Annotated in this window: 15 protein-coding genes and 1 other annotated feature; of the genes, 11 read left to right on the top strand and 4 right to left on the bottom strand. The window is 54.8% G+C overall.

Features of this window, described 5'->3' with window-relative positions; translation table 11 throughout:
• The 4 genes from hemB to ysxE all read left to right on the top strand — a co-directional run bounded on the left by hemB (position 1) and on the right by ysxE (position 4519).
• Positions 1-975 (top strand): porphobilinogen synthase, encoded by a 975-nt coding sequence (gene hemB, locus ACR1UW_RS14165; RefSeq protein WP_100663757.1) that lies wholly within the window; start codon positions 1-3, stop codon positions 973-975.
• Between the two features lie 17 nt (positions 976-992).
• A complete protein-coding gene (hemL, locus tag ACR1UW_RS14160; protein ID WP_033010614.1) occupies positions 993-2285 on the top strand; it encodes a glutamate-1-semialdehyde 2,1-aminomutase in 1293 nt (430 codons plus the stop codon).
• A 121-nt stretch (positions 2286-2406) separates the two neighbouring features.
• Complete coding sequence (gene spoVID / locus ACR1UW_RS14155) at positions 2407-3444, top strand: stage VI sporulation protein D (protein ID WP_100658955.1); 1038 nt, start codon at positions 2407-2409, stop codon at positions 3442-3444.
• Between the two features lie 43 nt (positions 3445-3487).
• Positions 3488-4519: a spore coat protein YsxE gene (ysxE, locus tag ACR1UW_RS14150; RefSeq protein ID WP_498933807.1), complete on the top strand. Its 1032-nt coding sequence runs from the start codon at positions 3488-3490 to the stop codon at positions 4517-4519.
• Here the strand turns inward: ysxE and ACR1UW_RS14145 are convergent.
• Complete coding sequence (locus tag ACR1UW_RS14145; RefSeq protein ID WP_020960766.1) at positions 4516-4704, bottom strand: YszA family small membrane protein; 189 nt, start codon at positions 4702-4704, stop codon at positions 4516-4518. The genes ysxE and ACR1UW_RS14145 overlap by 4 nt on opposite strands.
• Before the next feature lie 139 nt (positions 4705-4843).
• Positions 4844-5173: a binding site (T-box leader), on the top strand.
• Between the two features lie 100 nt (positions 5174-5273).
• Between ACR1UW_RS14145 and ACR1UW_RS14140 the strand changes: the two genes are divergently transcribed.
• The 3 genes from ACR1UW_RS14140 to ACR1UW_RS14130 all read left to right on the top strand — a co-directional run bounded on the left by ACR1UW_RS14140 (position 5274) and on the right by ACR1UW_RS14130 (position 12383).
• Positions 5274-7916 carry a valine--tRNA ligase gene (locus ACR1UW_RS14140; protein ID WP_498933804.1) on the top strand — a complete coding sequence of 881 codons (2643 nt, stop codon included), beginning with the start codon at positions 5274-5276 and terminating at the stop codon, positions 7914-7916.
• Between the two features lie 217 nt (positions 7917-8133).
• Entirely contained in the window at positions 8134-9426 is a 1293-nt protein-coding gene (locus ACR1UW_RS14135; protein WP_498933802.1) for a bifunctional folylpolyglutamate synthase/dihydrofolate synthase, read from the top strand.
• 77 nt (positions 9427-9503) lie between these two features.
• Positions 9504-12383 (top strand): VWA domain-containing protein, encoded by a 2880-nt coding sequence (locus tag ACR1UW_RS14130; protein ID WP_498933800.1) that lies wholly within the window; start codon positions 9504-9506, stop codon positions 12381-12383.
• A gap of 94 nt (positions 12384-12477) precedes the next feature.
• On the opposite strand, the gene ACR1UW_RS14125 is transcribed toward ACR1UW_RS14130, so the two are convergent.
• Genes ACR1UW_RS14125 through ACR1UW_RS14115 form a run of 3 tightly spaced genes read right to left on the bottom strand, consistent with a single transcriptional unit; the run spans position 12478 to position 15410 of the window.
• Entirely contained in the window at positions 12478-14184 is a 1707-nt protein-coding gene (locus ACR1UW_RS14125) for a hypothetical protein (RefSeq protein ID WP_498933798.1), read from the bottom strand.
• Positions 14185-14227: 43 nt separating this feature from the next.
• Positions 14228-14806: a PilW family protein gene (locus ACR1UW_RS14120; protein WP_044744827.1), complete on the bottom strand. Its 579-nt coding sequence runs from the start codon at positions 14804-14806 to the stop codon at positions 14228-14230.
• Entirely contained in the window at positions 14790-15410 is a 621-nt protein-coding gene (locus ACR1UW_RS14115; RefSeq protein WP_328058687.1) for a type IV pilus modification PilV family protein, read from the bottom strand. Before ACR1UW_RS14115 ends, ACR1UW_RS14120 begins: the two co-directional genes overlap by 17 nt.
• A gap of 144 nt (positions 15411-15554) precedes the next feature.
• On the opposite strand from ACR1UW_RS14115, the gene ACR1UW_RS14110 reads away from it, so the two are divergent.
• Genes ACR1UW_RS14110 through ACR1UW_RS14095 form a run of 4 tightly spaced genes read left to right on the top strand, consistent with a single transcriptional unit; the run spans position 15555 to position 20988 of the window.
• Complete coding sequence (locus tag ACR1UW_RS14110; RefSeq protein ID WP_498935320.1) at positions 15555-17171, top strand: hypothetical protein; 1617 nt, start codon at positions 15555-15557, stop codon at positions 17169-17171.
• A complete protein-coding gene (locus ACR1UW_RS14105) occupies positions 17161-17940 on the top strand; it encodes a PRC-barrel domain-containing protein (RefSeq protein ID WP_498933796.1) in 780 nt (259 codons plus the stop codon). Before ACR1UW_RS14110 ends, ACR1UW_RS14105 begins: the two co-directional genes overlap by 11 nt.
• Before the next feature lie 16 nt (positions 17941-17956).
• Entirely contained in the window at positions 17957-19327 is a 1371-nt protein-coding gene (locus tag ACR1UW_RS14100) for a G5 domain-containing protein (protein ID WP_498933794.1), read from the top strand.
• The gene (locus ACR1UW_RS14095; protein WP_171698035.1) at positions 19324-20988 is read left to right on the top strand and encodes a GspE/PulE family protein; all 1665 of its coding nucleotides are present in this window, start codon (positions 19324-19326) and stop codon (positions 20986-20988) included. The genes ACR1UW_RS14100 and ACR1UW_RS14095 overlap by 4 nt, the downstream gene beginning before the upstream one ends.
• Positions 20989-20993 lie beyond the last annotated feature (5 nt).

Genomic DNA, 20993 nt, shown 5'->3' with positions numbered 1-20993 from the left:
ATGCCGTTGACATTTGACCGTCACCGCCGCCTGCGACAAACGGCTGCCTTGCGGGCGATGGTGCGCGAGACGCATCTTCGCGTCGATGATCTCATTTATCCGCTGTTTGTCGTGGAAGGAAGCGGTATTCGCCGCGAAGTGCCGTCGATGCCAGGGGTGCACCATTTGTCGCTCGACCGCCTGGCGGAAGAAATGGATGAAATCGCCGGGCTTGGCATTCCGGCCATCATGTTGTTTGGCGTGCCGGATGACAAAGATGAAGCCGGCTCACAGGCGTATTGCGAAACCGGGATTGTCCAACGAGCGATCCGCGAAATCAAAGCGAAGCATCCGGAGATCGTCGTCATCGCCGACACATGTTTATGCGAATACACAAGCCACGGCCATTGCGGCGTCGTCGAGAACGAACAAGTGCTGAACGACCTGTCGCTTGAGCTGCTCGTCAAAACAGCGGTCAGCCAGGCGCAAGCGGGCGCTGACATCATTGCGCCGTCGAACATGATGGACGGCTTTGTCGCTGCCATCCGTCAAGGATTGGATGAAGCCGGATTCGAGTACGTACCGATCATGTCGTACGCCATTAAATACGCTTCGGCGTTTTACGGCCCGTTCCGCGATGCGGCCAACAGCGCGCCGCAGTTTGGCGACCGGAAAACGTATCAAATGGATCCGGCCAACCGCCTTGAGGCGTTTCGCGAAGCGGAGTCGGATGTGAAAGAAGGCGCCGATTTCTTGATGGTCAAACCGGCGCTTGCCTACATGGACATCATCCGCGACATCAAAAACCGCTTTCCGCTGCCGCTTGCCGCTTATAACGTCAGCGGCGAGTATGCGATGGTCAAGGCGGCGGCGCAAAACGGCTGGATTGATGAAAAAGCGGTCGTCATGGAAATGCTGACCGGCATGAAGCGGGCCGGCGCCGATTTGATCATCACGTATTTTGCGAAAGACGTCGCCCGTTGGTTGGCAGAATAAAGAGAGGAGGCGGAACGGTGCGAAGCTATGAACGGTCAAAAGGCGCCTACAGCGAGGCGCTCAAGCTGATGCCGGGCGGGGTGAACAGCCCGGTGCGCGCCTTCAAGTCGGTCGGCATGACGCCGATCTTTATGGCGCGCGGCCAAGGTTCGAAAATTTATGATATTGACGGCAACGAATATATCGACTATGTGTTGTCGTGGGGGCCGCTCATTTTAGGGCATGCCCATCCGCACGTTGTGGAAGCGCTAAAGCGCGTGGCGGAACAAGGGACGAGCTTTGGCGCCCCGACGTTGCTCGAAAATGAGTTGGCCAAACTCGTCATCGAGCGGGTGCCGTCGGTTGAAATCGTGCGCATGGTCAACTCCGGAACGGAGGCGACGATGAGCGCGCTTCGTCTCGCGCGCGGCTACACGAAGCGCAACAAAATTATCAAATTCGAAGGCAGCTACCATGGCCATGGCGATTCGCTGCTCATTAAAGCCGGCTCCGGCGTGGCGACGCTCGGCCTGCCGGACAGCCCGGGCGTGCCGGAGTCGGTCGCCCAGCATACGATCACCGTTCCGTATAACGATTTAGACAGCGTTCGCTACGCGTTTGAGCGGTTTGGCGAAGACATCGCCGCGGTGATCGTCGAACCGGTCGCCGGCAACATGGGTGTCGTGCCGCCGGTGCCTGGTTTTTTGGAAGGGCTGCGGGACGTGACGAAACAGTATGGCGCCCTGCTCATTTTTGACGAGGTCATGACCGGCTTCCGCGTGGACTACCATTGCGCCCAAGGGTATTATGGCGTTGAGCCGGATTTGACGTGTCTCGGCAAAGTGATCGGCGGCGGTCTGCCGGTTGGAGCGTATGGGGGAAAAGCAGAAATTATGGAGCTCGTCGCACCGAGCGGGCCGGTGTACCAAGCAGGCACGCTGTCCGGCAACCCGCTTGCCATGATCGCCGGTTACGAGACGCTTCGCCAGTTGACGCCGGAAACGTATGAAGAGTTCAAGCGCAAAGCGGCGCGCCTTGAAGAAGGGTTGCGCCAGGCCGCCGAAAAATATGACATTCCGCATACGATCAACCGCGCCGGGTCGATGATCGGCTTGTTCTTCACGAACGAACCGGTGGTCAATTACGAAACGGCGAAAACGTCCGACTTGGAGCTGTTTGCCGCTTATTACCGGGAAATGGCGAATGAAGGCATTTTCTTGCCCCCGTCGCAATTTGAAGGGCTGTTTTTGTCGACGGCGCACAGCGATGAGGATATCGAGTACACGATTGCCGCAGCGGAGCGGGTGTTTGCCCGTCTGCGCAAGGAGTGAACCAAATCAGGCTGCTGATCGACGGCAGCCTGATTTTTTTATCATACCGTCTCTTTTTCACTCATACAATGGATAATGTCATAGAATCCATTAGGCGAAGGGACGGAAGGAGGAGGCCCGGTTGGAGCAATCGTATTTGCGGTTTTCATTGGAAGAATCGGTCTGGTTTAAAAACGGACAGGAAGTCGCCGAATTTTTGTCGATTTCTCTTGATCCTGTGATCTCTGTCGACGAGTACGATCAATATATTACGATTCGCGGGGCGCTGGAATTAAACGGAGAGTTTCGTCCGGGGGACGGGGGAGAGGCCACGGAAGCAGACAGTGATGCGTTCGAATTTGCCAGCTACCGCTACATCCAGCATATTTCCGTGCGCGAGGATGGCATTAGCGAGCTGTCGCACCGGTTTCCGATCGATATTACCATTCCGCGAAACCGCATTCGCGACCTTGACGATGTATATGTCACAGTGGAATCGTTTGACTATGATCTTGGCGACAACGGCAGGCTGCTTGTGACCGCCGACATTTCGATCAGCGGCATTAGCGAAGCGCCGCTTGTCGATGACTTGCCTGCTGATGACGAAGAGGAAGAGCTGCTTTTGGCCCCGTTTGAGTCGATCGCCCGCAAGGAGGCAGCCGGCGACGAAGCGTTCATACCCGAGGATCGTCCCGCCGCTGCAGGCGAGGAACTGCCGGCTTCCGCCTTTGAACCGACGGCTGTGCGTCATGAAGAAACGCCGCCTGATGAAGAGGCGGGTGTAAAAGAGCCGTTTTTGCCAATCGAGACGGAAACGAAAGCGGTGAGTGCGGAAGCGGAAGAAGACATGGCGACTTTGCTGCCGCCGACCGAGGCGAAAGTGTCGATCGGCGCCGCGAAAAAAACCGCCGAGGAAGACAAGGAAGAGCAAGCAACGGAAACGAAAAGCGAAAACGCCCTGTATTTAACAAAGCTGTTTGCGAAAAGCGAGGCGGAAGAGTTTACACAAGTCAAAATTTGCATCGTCCAGCAAGGGGACTCGTTGGACAAGATTGCCGAACGATATGATGTCACCGTTTCCCAACTTTTGCGCGCCAACGATTTGGAAAGCCCGGATGATGTGCACGAAGGGCAGCTGTTATATATTCCGGCCATGGCGGGAAGCCGTCCTTTCGCCTGAAAGGAACGCTTTCCGTTTCTTTTGCCGGTGAGGGGGCGTAACGATGGCCATACGGTCTGAAACGTACCGCGCTGTGCTCAGGCAATATGGGCTTCGGCCGCGGCATATCGAGCAGTGGGGCAAAGCGGTTAAAGTATACACCGACAGCGGGCTGTTTGCTTTAAAGCCGCTTGAGAGCGAACAAGAGGCAGCCGCCATTTGGCAGTCGCTCCATTATTATGGCCGCCACTGCCCCCCGCTTTATGGGACGAGGCAGCGGTCGTTGTTTGCAGCGGAGGGAGGGCGCCTTTATTACTTGCAAGCATGGCGTGAAGATGAAGCGGGGTCGAGAGAGACCGCTGTTCGCCCTTTTTTTCGCGAACTCGCCCGCCTTCACCGCACGACGGTCCGCACCGTGCAAGCGAGTGAAGAGGAGATCGACGCCTACCAAAAACAAAAAAAAGACGAATGGCAACGGGCGCGGGCCGTTTGGGAGGAGCGGGTCGAACGGTACGAGACAGCGTGGTACATGTCGCCGTTTCAGCTGCAATGCTGTACGTATTTCCATGAAGTGATGCGCGCGTATTGGTTTGCCGAGGAGCAGCTTGCTGCTTGGGAGGAAGCGGTGAAGGAAACGAAGCAATGGCGAATCGTCTGGGTGCACGGAAAGGCGCGCCTTTCTCATTACGTGGCGCCGTATTGGATCAGCTGGGAGCGGGCGCATTGGAATTCTCCGGTATACGATTTAGTTTCTATTTTTCGCAACCATGTGCGCACAATTTCACCGCTTGAACGGGAATGGTTCGATGGGCTTGCTGAGTATGAAACGGAACTGCCGTTGTCCGCCGCAGAACGGGCGTTTCTCTACAGCCATTTGGCCGAACCGTGTGGGTTTGTCCGCTGCCTCGAACGCTATGAGGCCGTTTCACATAAGGAACGGAACGAGCGTGAGCACGTTGCTGCCCTGCTGCGCTGCTATATGGCTTTTAAAAACATGGAGGCCGTTGTCATGCATCTTGTCCAACGCGATGCTGCGCAGCCGCAGGATGAAACGGCCGGCTCTGAAACGCCAGCGGAAGAGGACGGCAGCGGTTAAATCCATTCCAAGTGGAGCGCCACAGCGAGCAAAACAAAAACAGCCAGCAAAATGACGTCAAATGTCGTCGGCAAAAAAATGGTGCGAATGGCTTGAAAAATGGTGAGCGGGATGATCACTTGGGCGCAGACGGCGCGCACTTGCCTCAGCCAAGGCGGCCATGAATACGGGTTGAATCGCCGCATCGGTGTTCCCTCCTTCCCGGGTTTACTATACAATATGAAACAACAAAATGTTTGTCACCAACCGCCGGCCAATGGAATAAATAAATAAAAACTTGGCAAAGATGATGGACAATGGTAGTATAATAATCGAACAATGATGACAAAAGCGAAGACGGGGAGGAGTACAGCGGTCCGCGCCTGCAGAGAGGGAAATCGGAAGCTGCGAGATTTCCTAGGATGACGGTTGCTGGAAGGTCGCCCTTGAGCTGCTTCTTTGAAAGGCGCTGCTGCCGAGTAGAGGAAGCCGGCATCATGCCGTTATGCCAATGAAGCGCTTAAGCTTCTAGAAGGCCGGTCAACCAAACTGATTGTGGGCTCGCCAGCCGATGTTTCACCGGTGGGTTGGCCGTGTTGCGGTTCTCTTCATCACCAGCCTTCTAGGCTTAAGAAAAAAGGTGGTACCGCGAAAGCAGCTCCTTTCGTCCTTTTTGGATGAAAGGGGCTTTTTTGCTTGCCGGCTGTGCGGCATTGCTTAGTGGGAAGCCGCCGTCGGCCGCATTGTCCATCATGTTGAAGGAGGGAAATGAAACATGGCACAGCACGAAGTGTCGATGCCGCCGAAATACGACCATCGCGCCGTTGAAGCCGGGCGCTACGAATGGTGGCTGAAAGGAAAATTTTTTGAAGCGACCGGTGATCCGAACAAACGACCGTTTACGATCGTCATCCCGCCGCCCAACGTCACCGGCAAATTGCACTTAGGGCATGCGTGGGATACGACGCTGCAGGACATCATTACCCGCATGAAGCGGATGCAAGGGTATGACGTTTTGTGGCTTCCGGGAATGGATCACGCCGGCATCGCCACCCAGGCGAAAGTCGAGGAAAAATTGCGCCAGCAAGGGCTGTCGCGCTACGATTTAGGCCGGGAAAAATTTTTAGAAGAAACGTGGAAGTGGAAGGAAGAATACGCCGGCCATATTCGCAGTCAATGGGCGAAGTTAGGGCTTGGGCTTGATTACACGCGCGAGCGGTTTACGCTTGACGAAGGGCTTTCCAAAGCGGTGCGCGAAGTGTTCGTCTCGCTCTACCGGAAAGGGCTCATTTACCGCGGCGAATACATCATCAACTGGGATCCGGTGACGAAAACCGCGTTGTCGGACATTGAGGTTGTTTATAAAGAAGTGAAAGGCGCGCTCTACCATATGCGCTATCCGCTCGCCGACGGCTCCGGCTTCATCGAAGTGGCGACGACCCGTCCGGAGACGATGCTCGGCGATACGGCCGTTGCCGTGCATCCGGATGACGAGCGGTACAAGCACTTGATCGGCAAAATGGTGAAACTGCCGATCGTTGGCCGCGAAATTCCGATCATTGCCGACGAATATGTCGATATGGAGTTCGGCTCCGGAGCGGTCAAAATTACGCCGGCGCACGACCCGAACGACTTTGAAATCGGCAATCGCCACAACTTGCCGCGCATTCTCGTCATGAACGAAGACGGCACGATGAATGAAAACGCCATGCAATACCAAGGGCTTGACCGGTTTGAATGCCGGAAGCAGATCGTCCGCGATTTGCAAGAACAAGGCGTTCTCTTTAAGATTGAAGAGCATGTTCACTCGGTCGGCCATAGCGAACGAAGCGGCGCGGTTATTGAACCGTATTTGTCGACGCAATGGTTCGTGAAAATGAAGCCGCTCGCCGAAGCCGCCATCAAGCTCCAGCAAACGGACGGCAAAGTGCAGTTCGTGCCGGAACGGTTTGAAAAAACGTATTTGCATTGGCTTGAGAACATCCGCGACTGGTGCATCTCGCGCCAGCTTTGGTGGGGGCACCGGATTCCAGCTTGGTACCATAAAGAAACGGGTGAAGTGTACGTCGACCATGAGCCGCCCAAAGACATCGAAAACTGGGAACAAGACCCGGATGTGCTTGATACATGGTTCAGCTCGGCGCTCTGGCCGTTCTCGACCATGGGCTGGCCGGATACAGAATCGCCGGATTACAAGCGCTACTACCCGACCGATGTGCTGGTCACCGGCTATGACATCATTTTCTTCTGGGTGTCGCGCATGATTTTCCAAGGGCTTGAATTCACCGGCAAGCGTCCGTTCAAAGACGTGCTCATCCACGGCCTCGTCCGCGACGCCCAAGGGCGGAAAATGAGCAAATCGCTCGGCAACGGCGTCGATCCGATGGATGTGATCGACCAGTACGGCGCCGATGCGCTCCGTTACTTCTTGGCGACCGGCAGCTCGCCGGGGCAAGACTTGCGCTTCAGCACAGAAAAAGTCGAAGCGACGTGGAATTTTGCTAACAAAATTTGGAACGCCTCGCGCTTTGCCTTGATGAACATGGGCGGCATGACGTACGAGGAGCTTGATTTGAGCGGCGAAAAAACGGTCGCCGACCATTGGATTTTAACGCGTCTCAACGAAACGATCGAGACGGTGACGAAGCTCGCTGAGAAATACGAATTCGGCGAAGCGGGGCGTACGCTGTACAACTTTATTTGGGACGACTTGTGCGACTGGTACATTGAAATGGCGAAATTGCCGCTTTACGGTGACGACGAAGCGGCGAAAAAGACGACGCGCTCCGTGTTGGCGTATGTGCTCGACAACACGATGCGCCTGCTTCACCCGTTCATGCCGTTCATTACCGAGGAAATTTGGCAAAACTTGCCGCATGAAGGCGAATCGATCACCGTCGCTCCGTGGCCGCAAGTGCGCCCTGAGCTGTCGAACGAAGAAGCCGCGGAAGAAATGCGGATGCTCGTCGACATCATCCGCGCCGTCCGCAACGTCCGCGCCGAAGTGAACACGCCGCCGAGCAAGCCGATTGCGCTCTATATTAAGGTGAAAGATGAACAAGTGCGGGCGGCGCTCATGAAAAACCGCGCCTATCTTGAGCGGTTCTGCAACCCGAGCGAGCTCTTGATTGATACAAACGTTCCCGCGCCGGACAAAGCGATGACGGCGGTCGTCACCGGCGCCGAGCTCATCATGCCGCTTGAAGGATTGATCAATATTGAGGAAGAAATGAAGCGGCTTGAAAAAGAGCTTGACAAATGGAACAAAGAAGTCGAGCGCGTCGAAAAGAAACTGGCGAATGAAGGCTTTTTGGCGAAAGCGCCGGCTCATGTCGTCGAAGAAGAGCGGCGCAAGCGGCAAGATTACATCGAAAAACGCGAAGCCGTCAAGGCGCGCCTCGCCGAGCTCAAACGGTAGACAAACGATCTTGCGGTTGATTATGATGAAGACGAATCCGCTTTCCTGTGGATTCGTCTTTTTCGATGGATCATGATAGAAGGTTTGTCATATTCTGAGAAGAGGTTTGTTGTCAACATATACTCGCTTTCGCCACGCTTCTCGATGTGGGGCGCATCTGCCGCATGAAGCCGGCAGGGGGCGGCAAGACACCAATGGAAAAAGGAGGACGATGAACATGGTTCGAACGTATGAAGAAGCAGTCGCTTGGATTCACGGGCGGCTGCGGCTCGGCATGAAACCGGGATTGAAACGGATGGAATGGATGATGGAACAACTCGGCCACCCGGAACGCCGCGTCCGCGCCGTCCATATCGGGGGAACGAACGGCAAAGGGTCAACGGTCGCCTATTTGCGCTCGATTTTGCAGGCGGCGGGCTATTCGGTCGGCACGTTCACCTCGCCGTATGTCGAGCAGTTTAACGAACGAATCAGCATCAACGGCGAACCGATTTCCGATCAAGAGATCGTCGAGCTCGTGCGAGTCATTCAGCCGCTTGCCGATGAGTTGGAACAAACAGAGTTTGGCGGACCGACCGAGTTTGAAGTGATCACGGCGATGATGCTGTATTATTTTGGAAAACGGAACATTCAAGACATCGTGCTCGTCGAAGTCGGGCTTGGCGGCCGCTTGGACTCAACCAACATCATTTATCCGCTCGTTTCCGTCATTACAAACGTCAGCTACGATCATATGAACATTTTAGGCGATACGCTTGGGCAAATCGCCGCGGAGAAAGCCGGAATCATTAAATCGGGCGTACCGCTTGTGACGGCGGTGAAGGAACCGGAGGCGTGGGAAGTGATCGCCAAAACGGCGGCGGAGCGGAAGGCGAAAACATATCGTCTCGGCGTCGATTTCACCGTTTCCGACCGGCAGGCGACGGTGGAAGGGGAGCAGTTTTCGCTTGTCACGCCGTTTGCCGAATATCGCGATTTGCGCATTCAAATGCCCGGCGCCCATCAAGTCGAAAACGCGGCGGTGGCGGTGATGGCGGCAGAGTTGTTGCGCCTTGGCTATTCGTTTTTGATCGATCCGGAGCATATCGCCGATGGGCTGGCCACAGCCGCTTGGCCCGGCCGGTTTGAGCGGGTGAGTGATAGTCCACTCATCATCCTTGACGGCGCCCATAACGAAGCTGGGATTCGCTCGCTCGTGGAGACGGTGCGCGCCCATTATCCTGACAAACGCGTCCATGTCTTGTTCGCCGCGCTGACCGACAAGCCGCTTGAGCGGATGATTCAGCTGCTTGATGAGCTCGCGGATACGATCACATTTACGACGTTTGATTTTCCGCGCGCGGCAGCGGCGGAACAGCTGACAGAGCTTTCGACTCATCAACAAAAGGCAGCTGTTCTTCAGTGGGAAAAATGGATTCGTGAGCAGGCCTCGCGGTTGACTGAGCGGGATCTGCTTTTGATTACAGGATCCTTGTACTTTATTTCTGAAGTAAAAAAAGGAATGAGATAAGGAAAATTTTACTATCAACTGCAATAGTAGAATGATATAATGTAAATAGGAATTTTGTCTCGAATGGGGAGAGGAAAATGGGGAAAAGGAAGCTTTTCCAATGGTTGATCGTAGCGATATGGGCATTTTTGCTCATGTTTGGCCCAGGAGGAAAGGGGGGAACGGTGCAAGCAGCCTCTTCCTCTCTGCCGTCGCTCCAATTTCAATTGTCTGCGTTGCAACCAGAGTATGTTAAACCTCCGAATGCCGATGCAAGAGGGAGGCTTGATGTGACGCTCAATCCGCAAGGAGCGGTGTCCACCATCATCCGCCCTCCAATCGACGTCGTGTTTGTCATGGACGTGTCGGGGTCGATGACGGCAATGAAGCTGCAAAGCGCCAAATCTGCTCTGCAAGCGGCGGTCAACTACTTTAAGTCCAATTACAACCAAAATGACCGCTTTGCTCTTATTCCGTTTTCCGATGGAGTGCGGGAAGCAAGTGTGGTTCCGTTTGGGAAGTACTCGAATGTTGCAAGTCAGCTTGATGCCATTCTCAATACCGGCAACAGCTTGACCGCCGGCGGCGGAACCAATTACTCAGCAGCGTTGTCTCTTGCACAGTCCTATTTTAACGACCCGGTGCGCAAAAAGTATGTAATTTTCTTGACAGACGGGATGCCGACCACCCTTAACGCAACAGAAACAATCACCTATCGGGAAGTCGAACGGATTCTTGGGTTCTACTACTATACAGGAGAAAAAATCACGGCGCCGTTGCCGCTGACGTATGAACTATATACAAACGGGACGGCCGGCATTTGTTTTACTGACAAGCGTGGCTTTTCCCGCTTGTTTACAAGCGACGGATGGGACTATGTAAACGGTGCTGATATCCCTCTAGGTCGAAGCGGCTATCCATTTAGTTACAGCAGCATAGAGAAGAAAATTCGTGATCATGTTATCAACGTGGCTAAGGCGCTCGGAATGAACAATATTACGCTTTATTCGATCGGTTTTGGCAGCAACGATGAAGTCGATATGAGCTTTTTGCAAACGCTGTCTGCGACTGCCGGCGGCGAAGCGCGGCAAGGAACGACGCAAAATTTGGCCTCTTTGTTCCAGCGCTTTTCCCAGCTCGCTACGACGCCGGCGCTTACAGGCACGGTGCGCATCCCGCTTTCGTCATTCGGCGGCAATGTCACCATTGAGGAAAACGGCCAAGTGTGGCTGGATGAAACGAAGCAAAACGCGTATATTTCGTTTTCCATCCCATACCAAGTTGGTCAAGGCACTCCGGCGCCGGTGACGATTCCGATTGCCGTGTCATTTAAAGCAAAAGGGACATATACGTTCACTGCTGAACTGACGTATCGCGATGTGTATGGCCAACCACAGCCGGCTGTGACGAAAACGGTGACCGTCACGGTCAAAGACGAAGCGCCGCCGTCGTTTACTGGAACGGTGAAGCTGCAAGGGCTGACCAATGATGTCACAAGCTTAATCAAACGGGGGGCAACCGATGGCGACGACAACCGCTTCCGGGCCACGTATTCGCTGTCGCTTGTCGGGTATGTCGGCAATGCGACAGGGACGATCAGCAATGTAAAAATCGTTCAGGAGCTTCCTGACGGCATCTCTGTCGTCCCCGATGGCAAAGTGGTGACGTACGAGGAAAATGGGAAGCGTTACGCACAATGGTCGTTTGCCGACCAGACGTTCGACTACAGCCAATTGAATAAGCTGACGCTCTCAGCGCAGTGGGTGATGCAGGCGGATTTTGCCATGAGCAATGTCCAATTGCCCCCTGCCGTTGTGACGTTCGCCGACAGCCGCTATGGGGTGAGGACGTCGACGCTTTCGCCGCCGGCAGAACGGATCGGCATGAGGGTTCGTTTAGATGATTTTCCGAACTTTTACTATGAAGGCGATGAGAGTGGACTAATCAGCAAATGGCAAACGTTCAGCGCTTCTTCCTCTCTAATTGGAACGAGCAAACATCCTAACTCGTATGGATTGCTGCAGCTCCCTGTCAAGGCGCTTCAATATGACCCAACTGATGACGGCGTGTTGCTTGTCACCTACAGCAATGGCCAAACGGTGCCTGTGTATATTAAGCCGCATCTTTTGGTGACAACATCAAAAGGCACAGTGGCGAATGGAGCGATGACGTACGAGGCGCCTACCGTCAAATTGATGGGACCGGTGGCCGGTGAAGGGGTGTCGTATCAGTATCAGATTGTGCGCAATGGCGTGGCGTCCGCTTGGACGGCGCTCAGTTCTCCGTATGAAATTCCGATCTCAAACGATGGATCGTACACAGTGAACGTGCAGTCGTCAGGAGGATTGACGAGAGGAACGGGAATAGGGAGCGCGGTGTTTGCGTATACGAAGCTGATCACCGAGCTGAAGTTTGGTTCATATCAAACGACGATGAACGTCGGAGATGTGCAGACCATTCCGGTGACGATTGTACCGAGCGATGCGACGAACAAAACACTAGTATGGTCGTCAAGCGATAATGCCGTGGCTGTTGTGCAAAATGGAGTTGTAACAGCGCTGAAACCAGGGACGGTTGCCATCACCGTGCGCTCTACAGACGGCGGGAATGCCTCTGCGACGGCGTCCATCCGTGTGATTGATCCGTACGTAGCGCTCACAGGCATGGCTTTCCGCAACCCGGTGATCTATATGAATCCGGGCGATCGGCTCGAAGTGGCGGAACAGCTCCGCTTTATCCCGGAAAATGCGACGGATAAAACGCTCCGCTCTGTGACATCGTCTGACTCCCGGTTTGTCGATGTCGTCCAAGAAAATGGCCGATGGTGTTTGGAAGCAGTGGATGTCGGCTACGCGGTTGTGACGGCGACCGCCAATGCGAGAACGCCGGATGGCAGGCCAATTCAAGCCTCAGTGTGGGTCTTTGTCCAACCGCGTGAAGATGAGGGAGGAAGCGGCAGCAGTGGTGGGCGTTGGTAATGATGAAAAAAGCGGCCTCCTGAATTGGAGATCCGCTTTTTTTCGTTTGTCCAGGGGATCGAGAGGATGAGAGAGGGAATTTAGCCGTCTTCGTTCACTCAACTTCAAGCCGGTCGGCGACGAGCGAGATTTGATTGACAAACGGCAATCCTGTTCCTTGTTCGACTAACACCCGCGGATTGTATTTGACGATCAGACGAGATTGTTGCATGTCAGAGCTTGGAATGAAGTTCCCCGGCTCACCGTCTTTCGGCTCGATCCGGCCGCGAAAGGCGTTGATGACGAGCCCGTTGATGTCTGTATCCGGAGCAGCCGCTCCGTTCCCGCGGGCGAACAACCCGCCTTCAATGTACAAATACGATCCGACAGCATAAATCGTCGCGCTGCTGTCCGTATAAAAATACCCTTTTAAGTTCGGGATTTCACTTGAGTCTTGAAATTCATTGATGCGGGCGATATCGAGCGTGCCTTTGGACAACAACACGAGCCCTTTTCCATCCGCTCCGTCGATATGGCTGTTGTAAATGGTCGTCTTGCCAGTGACGTAAATGCTCGCGTTCAACGACAAGTTTCCGGTGAGCGTCAAATCACCGAACACGATCAAATTGCCGCGTACAGCCGCTGTTGATTTTGTCGGTCCTTCAATGCGGAGATCGCCATTGACAATGAGCCATTGGTTTTGGCCATTTTGCCGCACGTCAATGTCGCGATAAAGGGCGATCTCCTTCCCTTCTGCGTCCAACCAAAGCGGCTTGTCTTTTGGCATCTGATTGATGGATTGTTCATACGGCGTTTCGTCGTCTGTCACGACCCGAGCCAAATTCCCTTCTTGATAAAGCTCCCGCGCTACATCGAGCGGCGCCTGGTGATCGTTTTCAATGCGCTCGATATACGCTTGTTGGGTTTCAGGCGACAACGGCGAGAGACCGGCTGCTTGAAGCAATTTATCTTTCACGGTGCGCTCGAAATCAGTATCGATGAAATCGTCCGTCTCTTGTTGAATGAGAGGGCCGCCATCGTCCGGCCATCCTGGGAAGAAAAGACCTTCTTCCATTTGGAAAGCTCGGCCGCCAGTCTTCCAGCAACTGCTCGTTTGCGTGCATGAAAACAGCAGCTTGTCATGAATGTGCCAAATCGAATCGCTCATTGATGCGGGCAGTCCGGCATCGATAGGAGCGATCGTTAACTCGCCGCTTTTTTTCACGTAGTTTGCCGCGTTGCTGATGTAAGCGCTTTGTCCGGCGTATACGTTTCCTTGCTTCACGTAGACGCCGCCGTTTAAGATGACGGTTGCTTTTGATCCGAGCGCGTATTTGAGAAAGCTAGGCGTATTTGTTAAAAAGACGAGCCGTTTGACTTTCCGCTCGCGATGGCCGTCCGTAAACGGTTTGGACAAATCGAGCGCGCGGAGGAACACTTTGTTCGTCGGAATGTTGTACAAGCGATAGGACACGTCTTCCACCTCCACGCCGTAGCGCGCTTTCAGCTTGCCGGCGATCGTATCCGGGCCGGGGGTGTCCTCGTTAATGCCGAGAAAGGCATCCCATTGACTGGGGGTGAAAATGTCATGACGAACAAAAAAATCGTCGTCTGAAAGCTCAGCTTTAAGTTCAGCAATTGCTTCATTAAGCGCTGTTTTGGCTTCATGAAACGATTCGATGTTCTCGACGCGCACCGCGGTAAATCGCGCTTGCTGGACGGCGACTGTTAAAATCGTCAAGCCGAGCAAAAAAAAGAGGGTGATCATGAGCATTGTTGTCACCAAGCTGTAGCCAGCAGCGTTCAAGCGCAGTCGGTTCATCGCGGCCCCTCCCTTCATAGGACAAAATTTCGGAACGTAATACTTAAAAGCCGAATTCTGTTGTTAATGTAAACGGCGGCACATACAGCCAACCACTCGGATCGGCGTGTCGACGGTCGGAGACAATGAGACGGATCGTCATGACGCCGCTGCGGCACAGGTTGCCTTCTTTTCGTGCGCAACGGAATGAAAACGATGAAGAGTCGTCCAGCAAAAAGCGGGAAGAGGTGATCGTTTCGCCATTGATCGCGAGCGCGCCGTCTTGGATGGACATCGTCATCCGCTCGATGCTTTCCGGCTTTTTCTCTTCACGGGAGACAAGCCCGGTGTCCGCATCGGCTTTGAATTCTTGGTTTTTCACAAAAGTGACGGCCGTTAACGGCTTGTTTTCTTCTTGACTTTCCATTCCATCCGGAGAGAGCGTGTACAGCTCGTTCATTATTCGGGCCATGGCGTAGTCCGCTTCGCTGCGCAAGTCGTTTTCGATGCCGATGCGCTCGTAGGCGCGAATGCCGGTTAAAAACACCGTGTAGATAGCGCCGATGATGAGCAAAGAAATGGAAACGGCGGCCAACAGCTCGATCATCGTCATGCCGGCTTCGCTTCTAGCGGATTGTTTCATCGGTGATCACTCCTTCGACCCACGCCGTCTCGTTCGTGCGCTCGTCCCAACGGACGGAGGTGTATAATTTGATCATGTAGCCGCCGGCGTTTGATTCGGCTGCTTTTTCCGTTTCAGCGCGGATGCGCGCCTGCAGCGGCGCAGGCAAGGAAGCGAATTCCGACGATGAAGTGAATGCATCCCATGCCTCCTTGTCGTATCGGACAAGGTAAACGGAAGCTTCGTAACGGACATTGTTGATTTTCGGGGCGAACTGCGCTTCACATACCGTATGCAGTTGGCCAGATTCACCGGGAAAAAACAGCGCCGCCAACGATTCGTTGCCGCAATCGTCTTTTGTTAGCTCAAGAAACGGTGTTTGATGGTCTTCCATATACTCTTTTAGCCGGGAGAAATCTGCGTTTTTTTCAAAATAGACAGCGACGCCGCGGGCGACGTTGACGGCCACCGTCCGACCTTGGTTGTAAGACGTATGCATCATCGCATTCGTGAAAAAGTAAAACAAACCGATCGCGACGCCCGATAAAAGAGTGATGGCCAGCAACGTTTCGATCAACGTAAATCCTGCTTGACGACTAGGAAGAGGAAAATTGCTTCCCGCCATTTGTCATAACCTTCTTTCAAAATATGTAACTTTATTATACAATATTTTCGAGTTGAACCATGTAGAATTTTAGGAATAAGAGAACGAGCAATGGCATATTTGGCGCGTTATTGCCAATGATACGCCGGGAAGGAACGGGTGGGCATGTGGAAAGAGGCGGTTGTTTACGTTGTTGCATTCATAGTGGCGCTGTTGGCCGTTTGGCTGCTGCCGCTTGGCTTCAGCAGGGCCGGGGGCGCGGCGGTGGTGGCGGCTGCCTTTTTGGCTGCGGGGCTGGCGCAGTTGGCCGAATCGGTGATTCCGTTATGGCAAACCGTCCTGCTCGTCGGGCTTTTGCTGTTGGCGGGCTCGTATTTGCTTGATCGTTGGTTCGGTCCGCTTCTTTACCGGTCGGTGGAGACGGAGGAAGCTGGGGAACGGAGAAAGGGAGGATGGAAAGGGAGTGGCGACCGGACGGCAGCAGGCGATAGGTATGGGACGATGGTCCAGAATGCAACGGAAAATCTAGTCGATTCGGCCTGGCCGGCAGCTTTTGGACAAAACGGCGCTTCTAGGGAATTTCAAGGCGCTGACTCGGGTGGGGAGGCGTTGCGATCGCACGTGCAGGAAACCGGTAACACCGCTTCAGGAGCGTCGCCTGCAGAGTCGGAAGCAGCTTCGGGAGAGACGGAGCGGGCGCCGAAATCCAGCGAGGAGCCCTGGGAAGAACAGACTGCTTTCTTGCTTCGATCGATAGATGGCATAGAGGAAGCCGCTTCCGATCCCGGAGCGGATCAAACCGAGCCGGAGGAGCTGCTTTCGTTGGATTCGGCCGATGCGGAGCAAAAAATGCGCTCCGTGGACCGAGACGATGCCGAGCAAGAGGAGTTTTTCCCGTTGGATTCGGATCGTGTGGAGCTGGAGAAGTTGTCCGCCTTGGATTTGGATGCAGTAGAGCCGACCGCCATGACGGGTGACGGTGGCGGGCTGAATGTTGAGCCGGCGCGCCGTCTGCGCGATTGGCTCGATGAGCTGCCTGTCTCGATGACGCCAGACATCGAAGCGGCGGTGCTGCAGGCGGGAGCGGCTGCCGACGGCCGCGGCCTGTTGCAGGCGCTTGATCTCAGCCATGAAGAAGAGGAGGGGCAACTTTCCGCGTTCATGTCTTCTAGCTCGGCGGGCGTTTCTGCTGTAGAAAACGGGCTGCCTTCCGGCCAGGCAATGCCGCGTGAAGGGGCGCTTTTGGAAGAAGCAATGCCGGGTATTGTCGACTGTTCGCTGCCGGAAACGGACGAGGCTGCCGAACCGCCCCGTCAGGAGGACGCGATGAAAGCAGAGCCTGACAGGCAGGAAGGGAAACGAGCGGAGCATGGCCGGTCGGAAGGCGAACAATCAACCGAGCGCCGCGAGCCGGAAGAAGATGGGCAAACGGAAAGCCGGCGGGAGGAAGAGAGCGAACGGCCAGCGCGAATGATCGGTCCGGAAGTCGTGCAGGCGGTCGTTCTTGAATTGCGCCTCAACCGCCGTCGTTTGGGCGCCGCCGATTACGAACGCTGCATCCGCCGCTGTTTGGACGCTCCGCTTTCTGACCGCGACTATTACGTATTGGCCCGTTTGTTAATGGAACATTATGTAGTAGAACAACAGTACGGCAAGCTCGCAGCGTGGCTTGAGGAGCTCGCTGACCGTTTTCGCGCCTATCCGGCTGTGGCCGAAGAGTTGGCGCTTTGGCGGCAGTTTGCCGCAACACTAAATAGTTGGGGTGAACAAGATGAAAGCTAGCGCGCAAATCATTGGACTGCCGATCATCAGCATTGCTGACGGTGCACAAATCGGCACGGTGAAAAGTTTGGTGATCAACCCGGACAAAGGATCGATCGATTTTTTGACCGTGGAACAAGACGATGTGCAGCTCAGTTTAAAGGCGATTCCGTTTAAAAAAGTCGTCGGCATCGGCGAGTTTGCTGTGACGGTGGAGCAAGGACACGATGTCATTGACCTCTCGGAAATTCCGATCGCCAATCAGCTCGTCAATAAGCAAATCCGGATTAAAAATACGAAAGCCATCACGCGCAAAGGGCAGCTGCTCGGCGAAGCCTGCGAGTTTTTCGTTGATGAAGAGTCAGGGGATATTGTCGGCATCGCTCTTCAGCTCGAGAAAGGGGAAGCGGTGCTGCCGGCCTCGGAAGTGTTGACGTACGGCAAAGATATTTTGATCATCAACGACGGAGCAAACGAATCGCTTCTTGATGACCCGGCGCAGTTGTTGAAGGCAGAGAGCATCGAGCCAACCAGCGTTATGGCGGAAGAGGACGTTTCCGCGCAAATGGAGGCGATGGCCGAAAGCGCGGAAAATGTTGAAGCGCTGCAGTCGCTGAGGGAAAAACAAGTTGCGCTGTTGGCTGGAAAACGGCTGACAAAAGATATTTATGATGCAGACGGCCGCCTGCTGTTTAAAGCGGGCACTCTGCTTGGCGAAGAGGATGTGCGCAAGGCGCAAGAGGCGGGGCCAAGCGTCATCGTCGATGTCTCGATGAATGTGGAGGCGTAATGGAGGAGGGTCGGCGGTGAAAAAGGCTGCCGCGTGGAAATTGTTTGTTGTCATGGCTGTTTGCACCGTTTATTTTATCGCTTTTTCGCATCTGGGCACCCTCGCCTATGATGTTTTGGCCCCGGATGACGGCCGCCTTGGCCCGGGCACGGCGGTCGGTCCGGTGTCACTCTCCGGCATGACGCCGGAAAGAGCCCGAGAGGCGGTTGTCGAGCGGGTGAACGAGTGGCGGGCGACCGCTTCCATTTCTTTGCAGTACCAAGAAAAGCGCATTGACCTGCCGGCGGATGCGTTTGCGTTTCGTCTTGCCGAGAGCACGAAGCGGTTTGTCGACGGGAGGCGCACGCCGCTGTTTGTGATCGCTGATTTAGAAAAATGCCTCCAAGCGGCGGCAGCCATCGTTCCTCCAGCGGCGTTATCGGCGCTTGACATCAAGAAGCTTGGGGCGGATTTAGAGGGACAGGCGGCTCAGCTGCAAAAGCCATCATCTCCGATCGACTTGGCTCGCTACATATCGTTGGCAAACGGCCGGCAACCGGTCGTCAGCGAAGCGGCCGCATCGGTGCCTGACTCTTCGGCCGTCCGCTGGCTGTCTGGCGAGCGGCGCGCGGTGATCAAGGCGAAACAGCTGTTTTCGTTTGGCGATTATATGAAAAAGGCGAAGGCCGATTTGTCCGATGAAGCGGCCGATGCGATCGCTTCAGCGGTGTACCGGGCGGTGCTGGCGACCAATTTCACTGTCGTGGAGCGCTATACGAGCCGTATGTTGCCGGATGGAGTGACGCCCGGTTTTGAGGCGGCCATTAGCGGCGGCCGCGATTTGGAATGGTTCAACCCAAACACGACCGACTACACGCTTCTTCTCCGGCATGATGGACGAAAGGTGCGTGTTGCCATTATCGGGTTGCCGTTTGCCTATCAATATATCATTCGCCTAGGCGAGGCGGAGTCTATCGAACCGCGTGTCATCGTCCGCTATGACGCGCGCCTGGCGCCGGACGAGAAGAGGACGGAACAGATCGGGCGGCCGGGGCTGGTTGTGACGGTGGAACGCGAAGTGCGCGACGGCGCTCGGCTCGTGCGCAAAGAAACGGTGAGCGAAGATTTTTATCCGCCAACGTATACGATTCACGTGCGCGGCCTTGAAGTGCCGGAAAGCAATGTTGGGCAAAGCGGCGACGGAGAAGGCGGAACGATGGAGCCGGCGAATGGGGTGACGGAAAACAACGGAGCGGCGAACCAACCGGATTCGACTGCGGAAAACAGCGGCGGGAATATAGAGAGCGGGACCGGGTCAAAGAAAGGCGATGAGGCGGGCAACGGGGAATCGGCCCCCGCCGCTGGCAGTGAAGAGAAGACGGATGCGGGCGGAGGGAAGGAAAAATGAGCAAAAAGCAGGAACGGAAACGGCTTGGTGATTTGCTTGTCGAAGCGGGGTTGATCACCGAAAGCCAGCTGGCCGAGGCGCTGCGCGAGAAGGCGCCCGGGCAAAAGCTCGGCGACGCCTTGTTGCAGCGCGGCTACATCACCGAACAGCAGCTGATTGAGGCGCTCGAGTTTCAGCTCGGCATTCCGCACGTCAGTTTGTACCGTTACCCGATCGATCCGAAAGCGACAAACCTCGTGCCGAAAGAGTTTGCCCGCCGCCATATGGTCATGCCGCTCAAGGTGGAAGGCGATCGGCTGTTCGTTGCCATGGCCGACCCAATGGACTTTTTCGCCATCGACGATTTGCGCCTATCGACCGGGTTTCAAATTGAAACGGCGATCGCTTCAAAAGACGATATTTTGCGGGCGATCAATAAATATTACGACATCGACGAAGCATTTGAGGATTTTTTGCAAACGCCGCCGCCTGAGGTGCGCGACGACGAGCGGGCTGCTGAGGACGATTCTCCCATCGTTCGTTTGGTGAACCAAATTTTGCAGCTTGCTGTTGAACAGCGGGCGAGCGACATTCATATCGATCCACAGGAGACGAAAGTGCTCATCCGCTATCGGATCGACGGCCTGCTTCGCACCGAACGCGCGCTGCCGAAACATATGCAAAGCATGTTGACGGCGAGAATTAAAATTTTGGCCAATATGGACATCACCGAACACCGCGTGCCGCAAGACGGGCGGATCAAAATGGACATCGATTTTCATCCGGTCGATTTGCGCGTTTCAACGCTGCCGACCGTATACGGTGAGAAAATCGTCATGCGCGTCCTCGATTTGGGCGCAGCGTTAAACGATATTCATAAACTTGGTTTCAACCCGGTCAATTTAGATCGGTTCATCCGCTTGATCGAGCGGCCGAACGGCATCGTCTTGATCACCGGACCGACCGGTTCGGGGAAATCGTCGACGCTCTATGCGGCGCTCAACCATTTAAACAGCGAGCACGTGAACATTATTACGATTGAAGATCCAGTCGAATATCAGATCGAGGGCGTCAACCAAATTCAAGTCAACCCGAATGTCGGCTTGACGTTCGCCCAAGGGCTCCGCTCGATTTTGCGTCAAGACCCGAACATCATCATGGTTGGGGAGATTCGCGACCGCGAGACGGCGGAAGTGGCGATCCGCGCTTCGCTCACCGGTCATTTAGTGTTGAGCACGCTCCATACGAACGATGCATTAAGCACGATCACCCGCCTGATCGATATGGGGATTGAGCCGTTTTTAGTGGCCACATCGCTCGCTGGCGTTGTCTCGCAGCGGCTTGTGCGCCGCGTCTGCCGCGACTGCCAGGAGGTGTATGAGCCGACGAAGCGGGAGCGGGACATTTTCGCCCGTCGGGGCATTGAGGTTCATCAACTTGTCCGCGGCCGCGGCTGCCCGACGTGCAATATGACCGGTTACCGCGGACGGCTGGCGATTCACGAGCTGCTTGTTGTCACCGATGAGATGCGGCGCGTCATTTTAAACAACGAGCCGTTTTCGAAATTGCGCGAGCTTGCCCTGCAAAACAAAATGATTTTTTTGCTGGATGATGGGCTGTTGAAAGTGAAGCAAGGGTTGACCACGCTTGAAGAAGTGCTGAAAGTGGCCATTTTGCATTGATGGGT

Origin of the sequence: Geobacillus lituanicus (assembly GCF_050994965.1) — a bacterium.
Taxonomy (GTDB): Bacteria; Bacillota; Bacilli; order Bacillales; family Anoxybacillaceae; genus Geobacillus; species Geobacillus stearothermophilus.
Note: the sequence above shows the minus strand (reverse complement) of the source record. Positions and strands in the feature narration are given on the sequence as shown.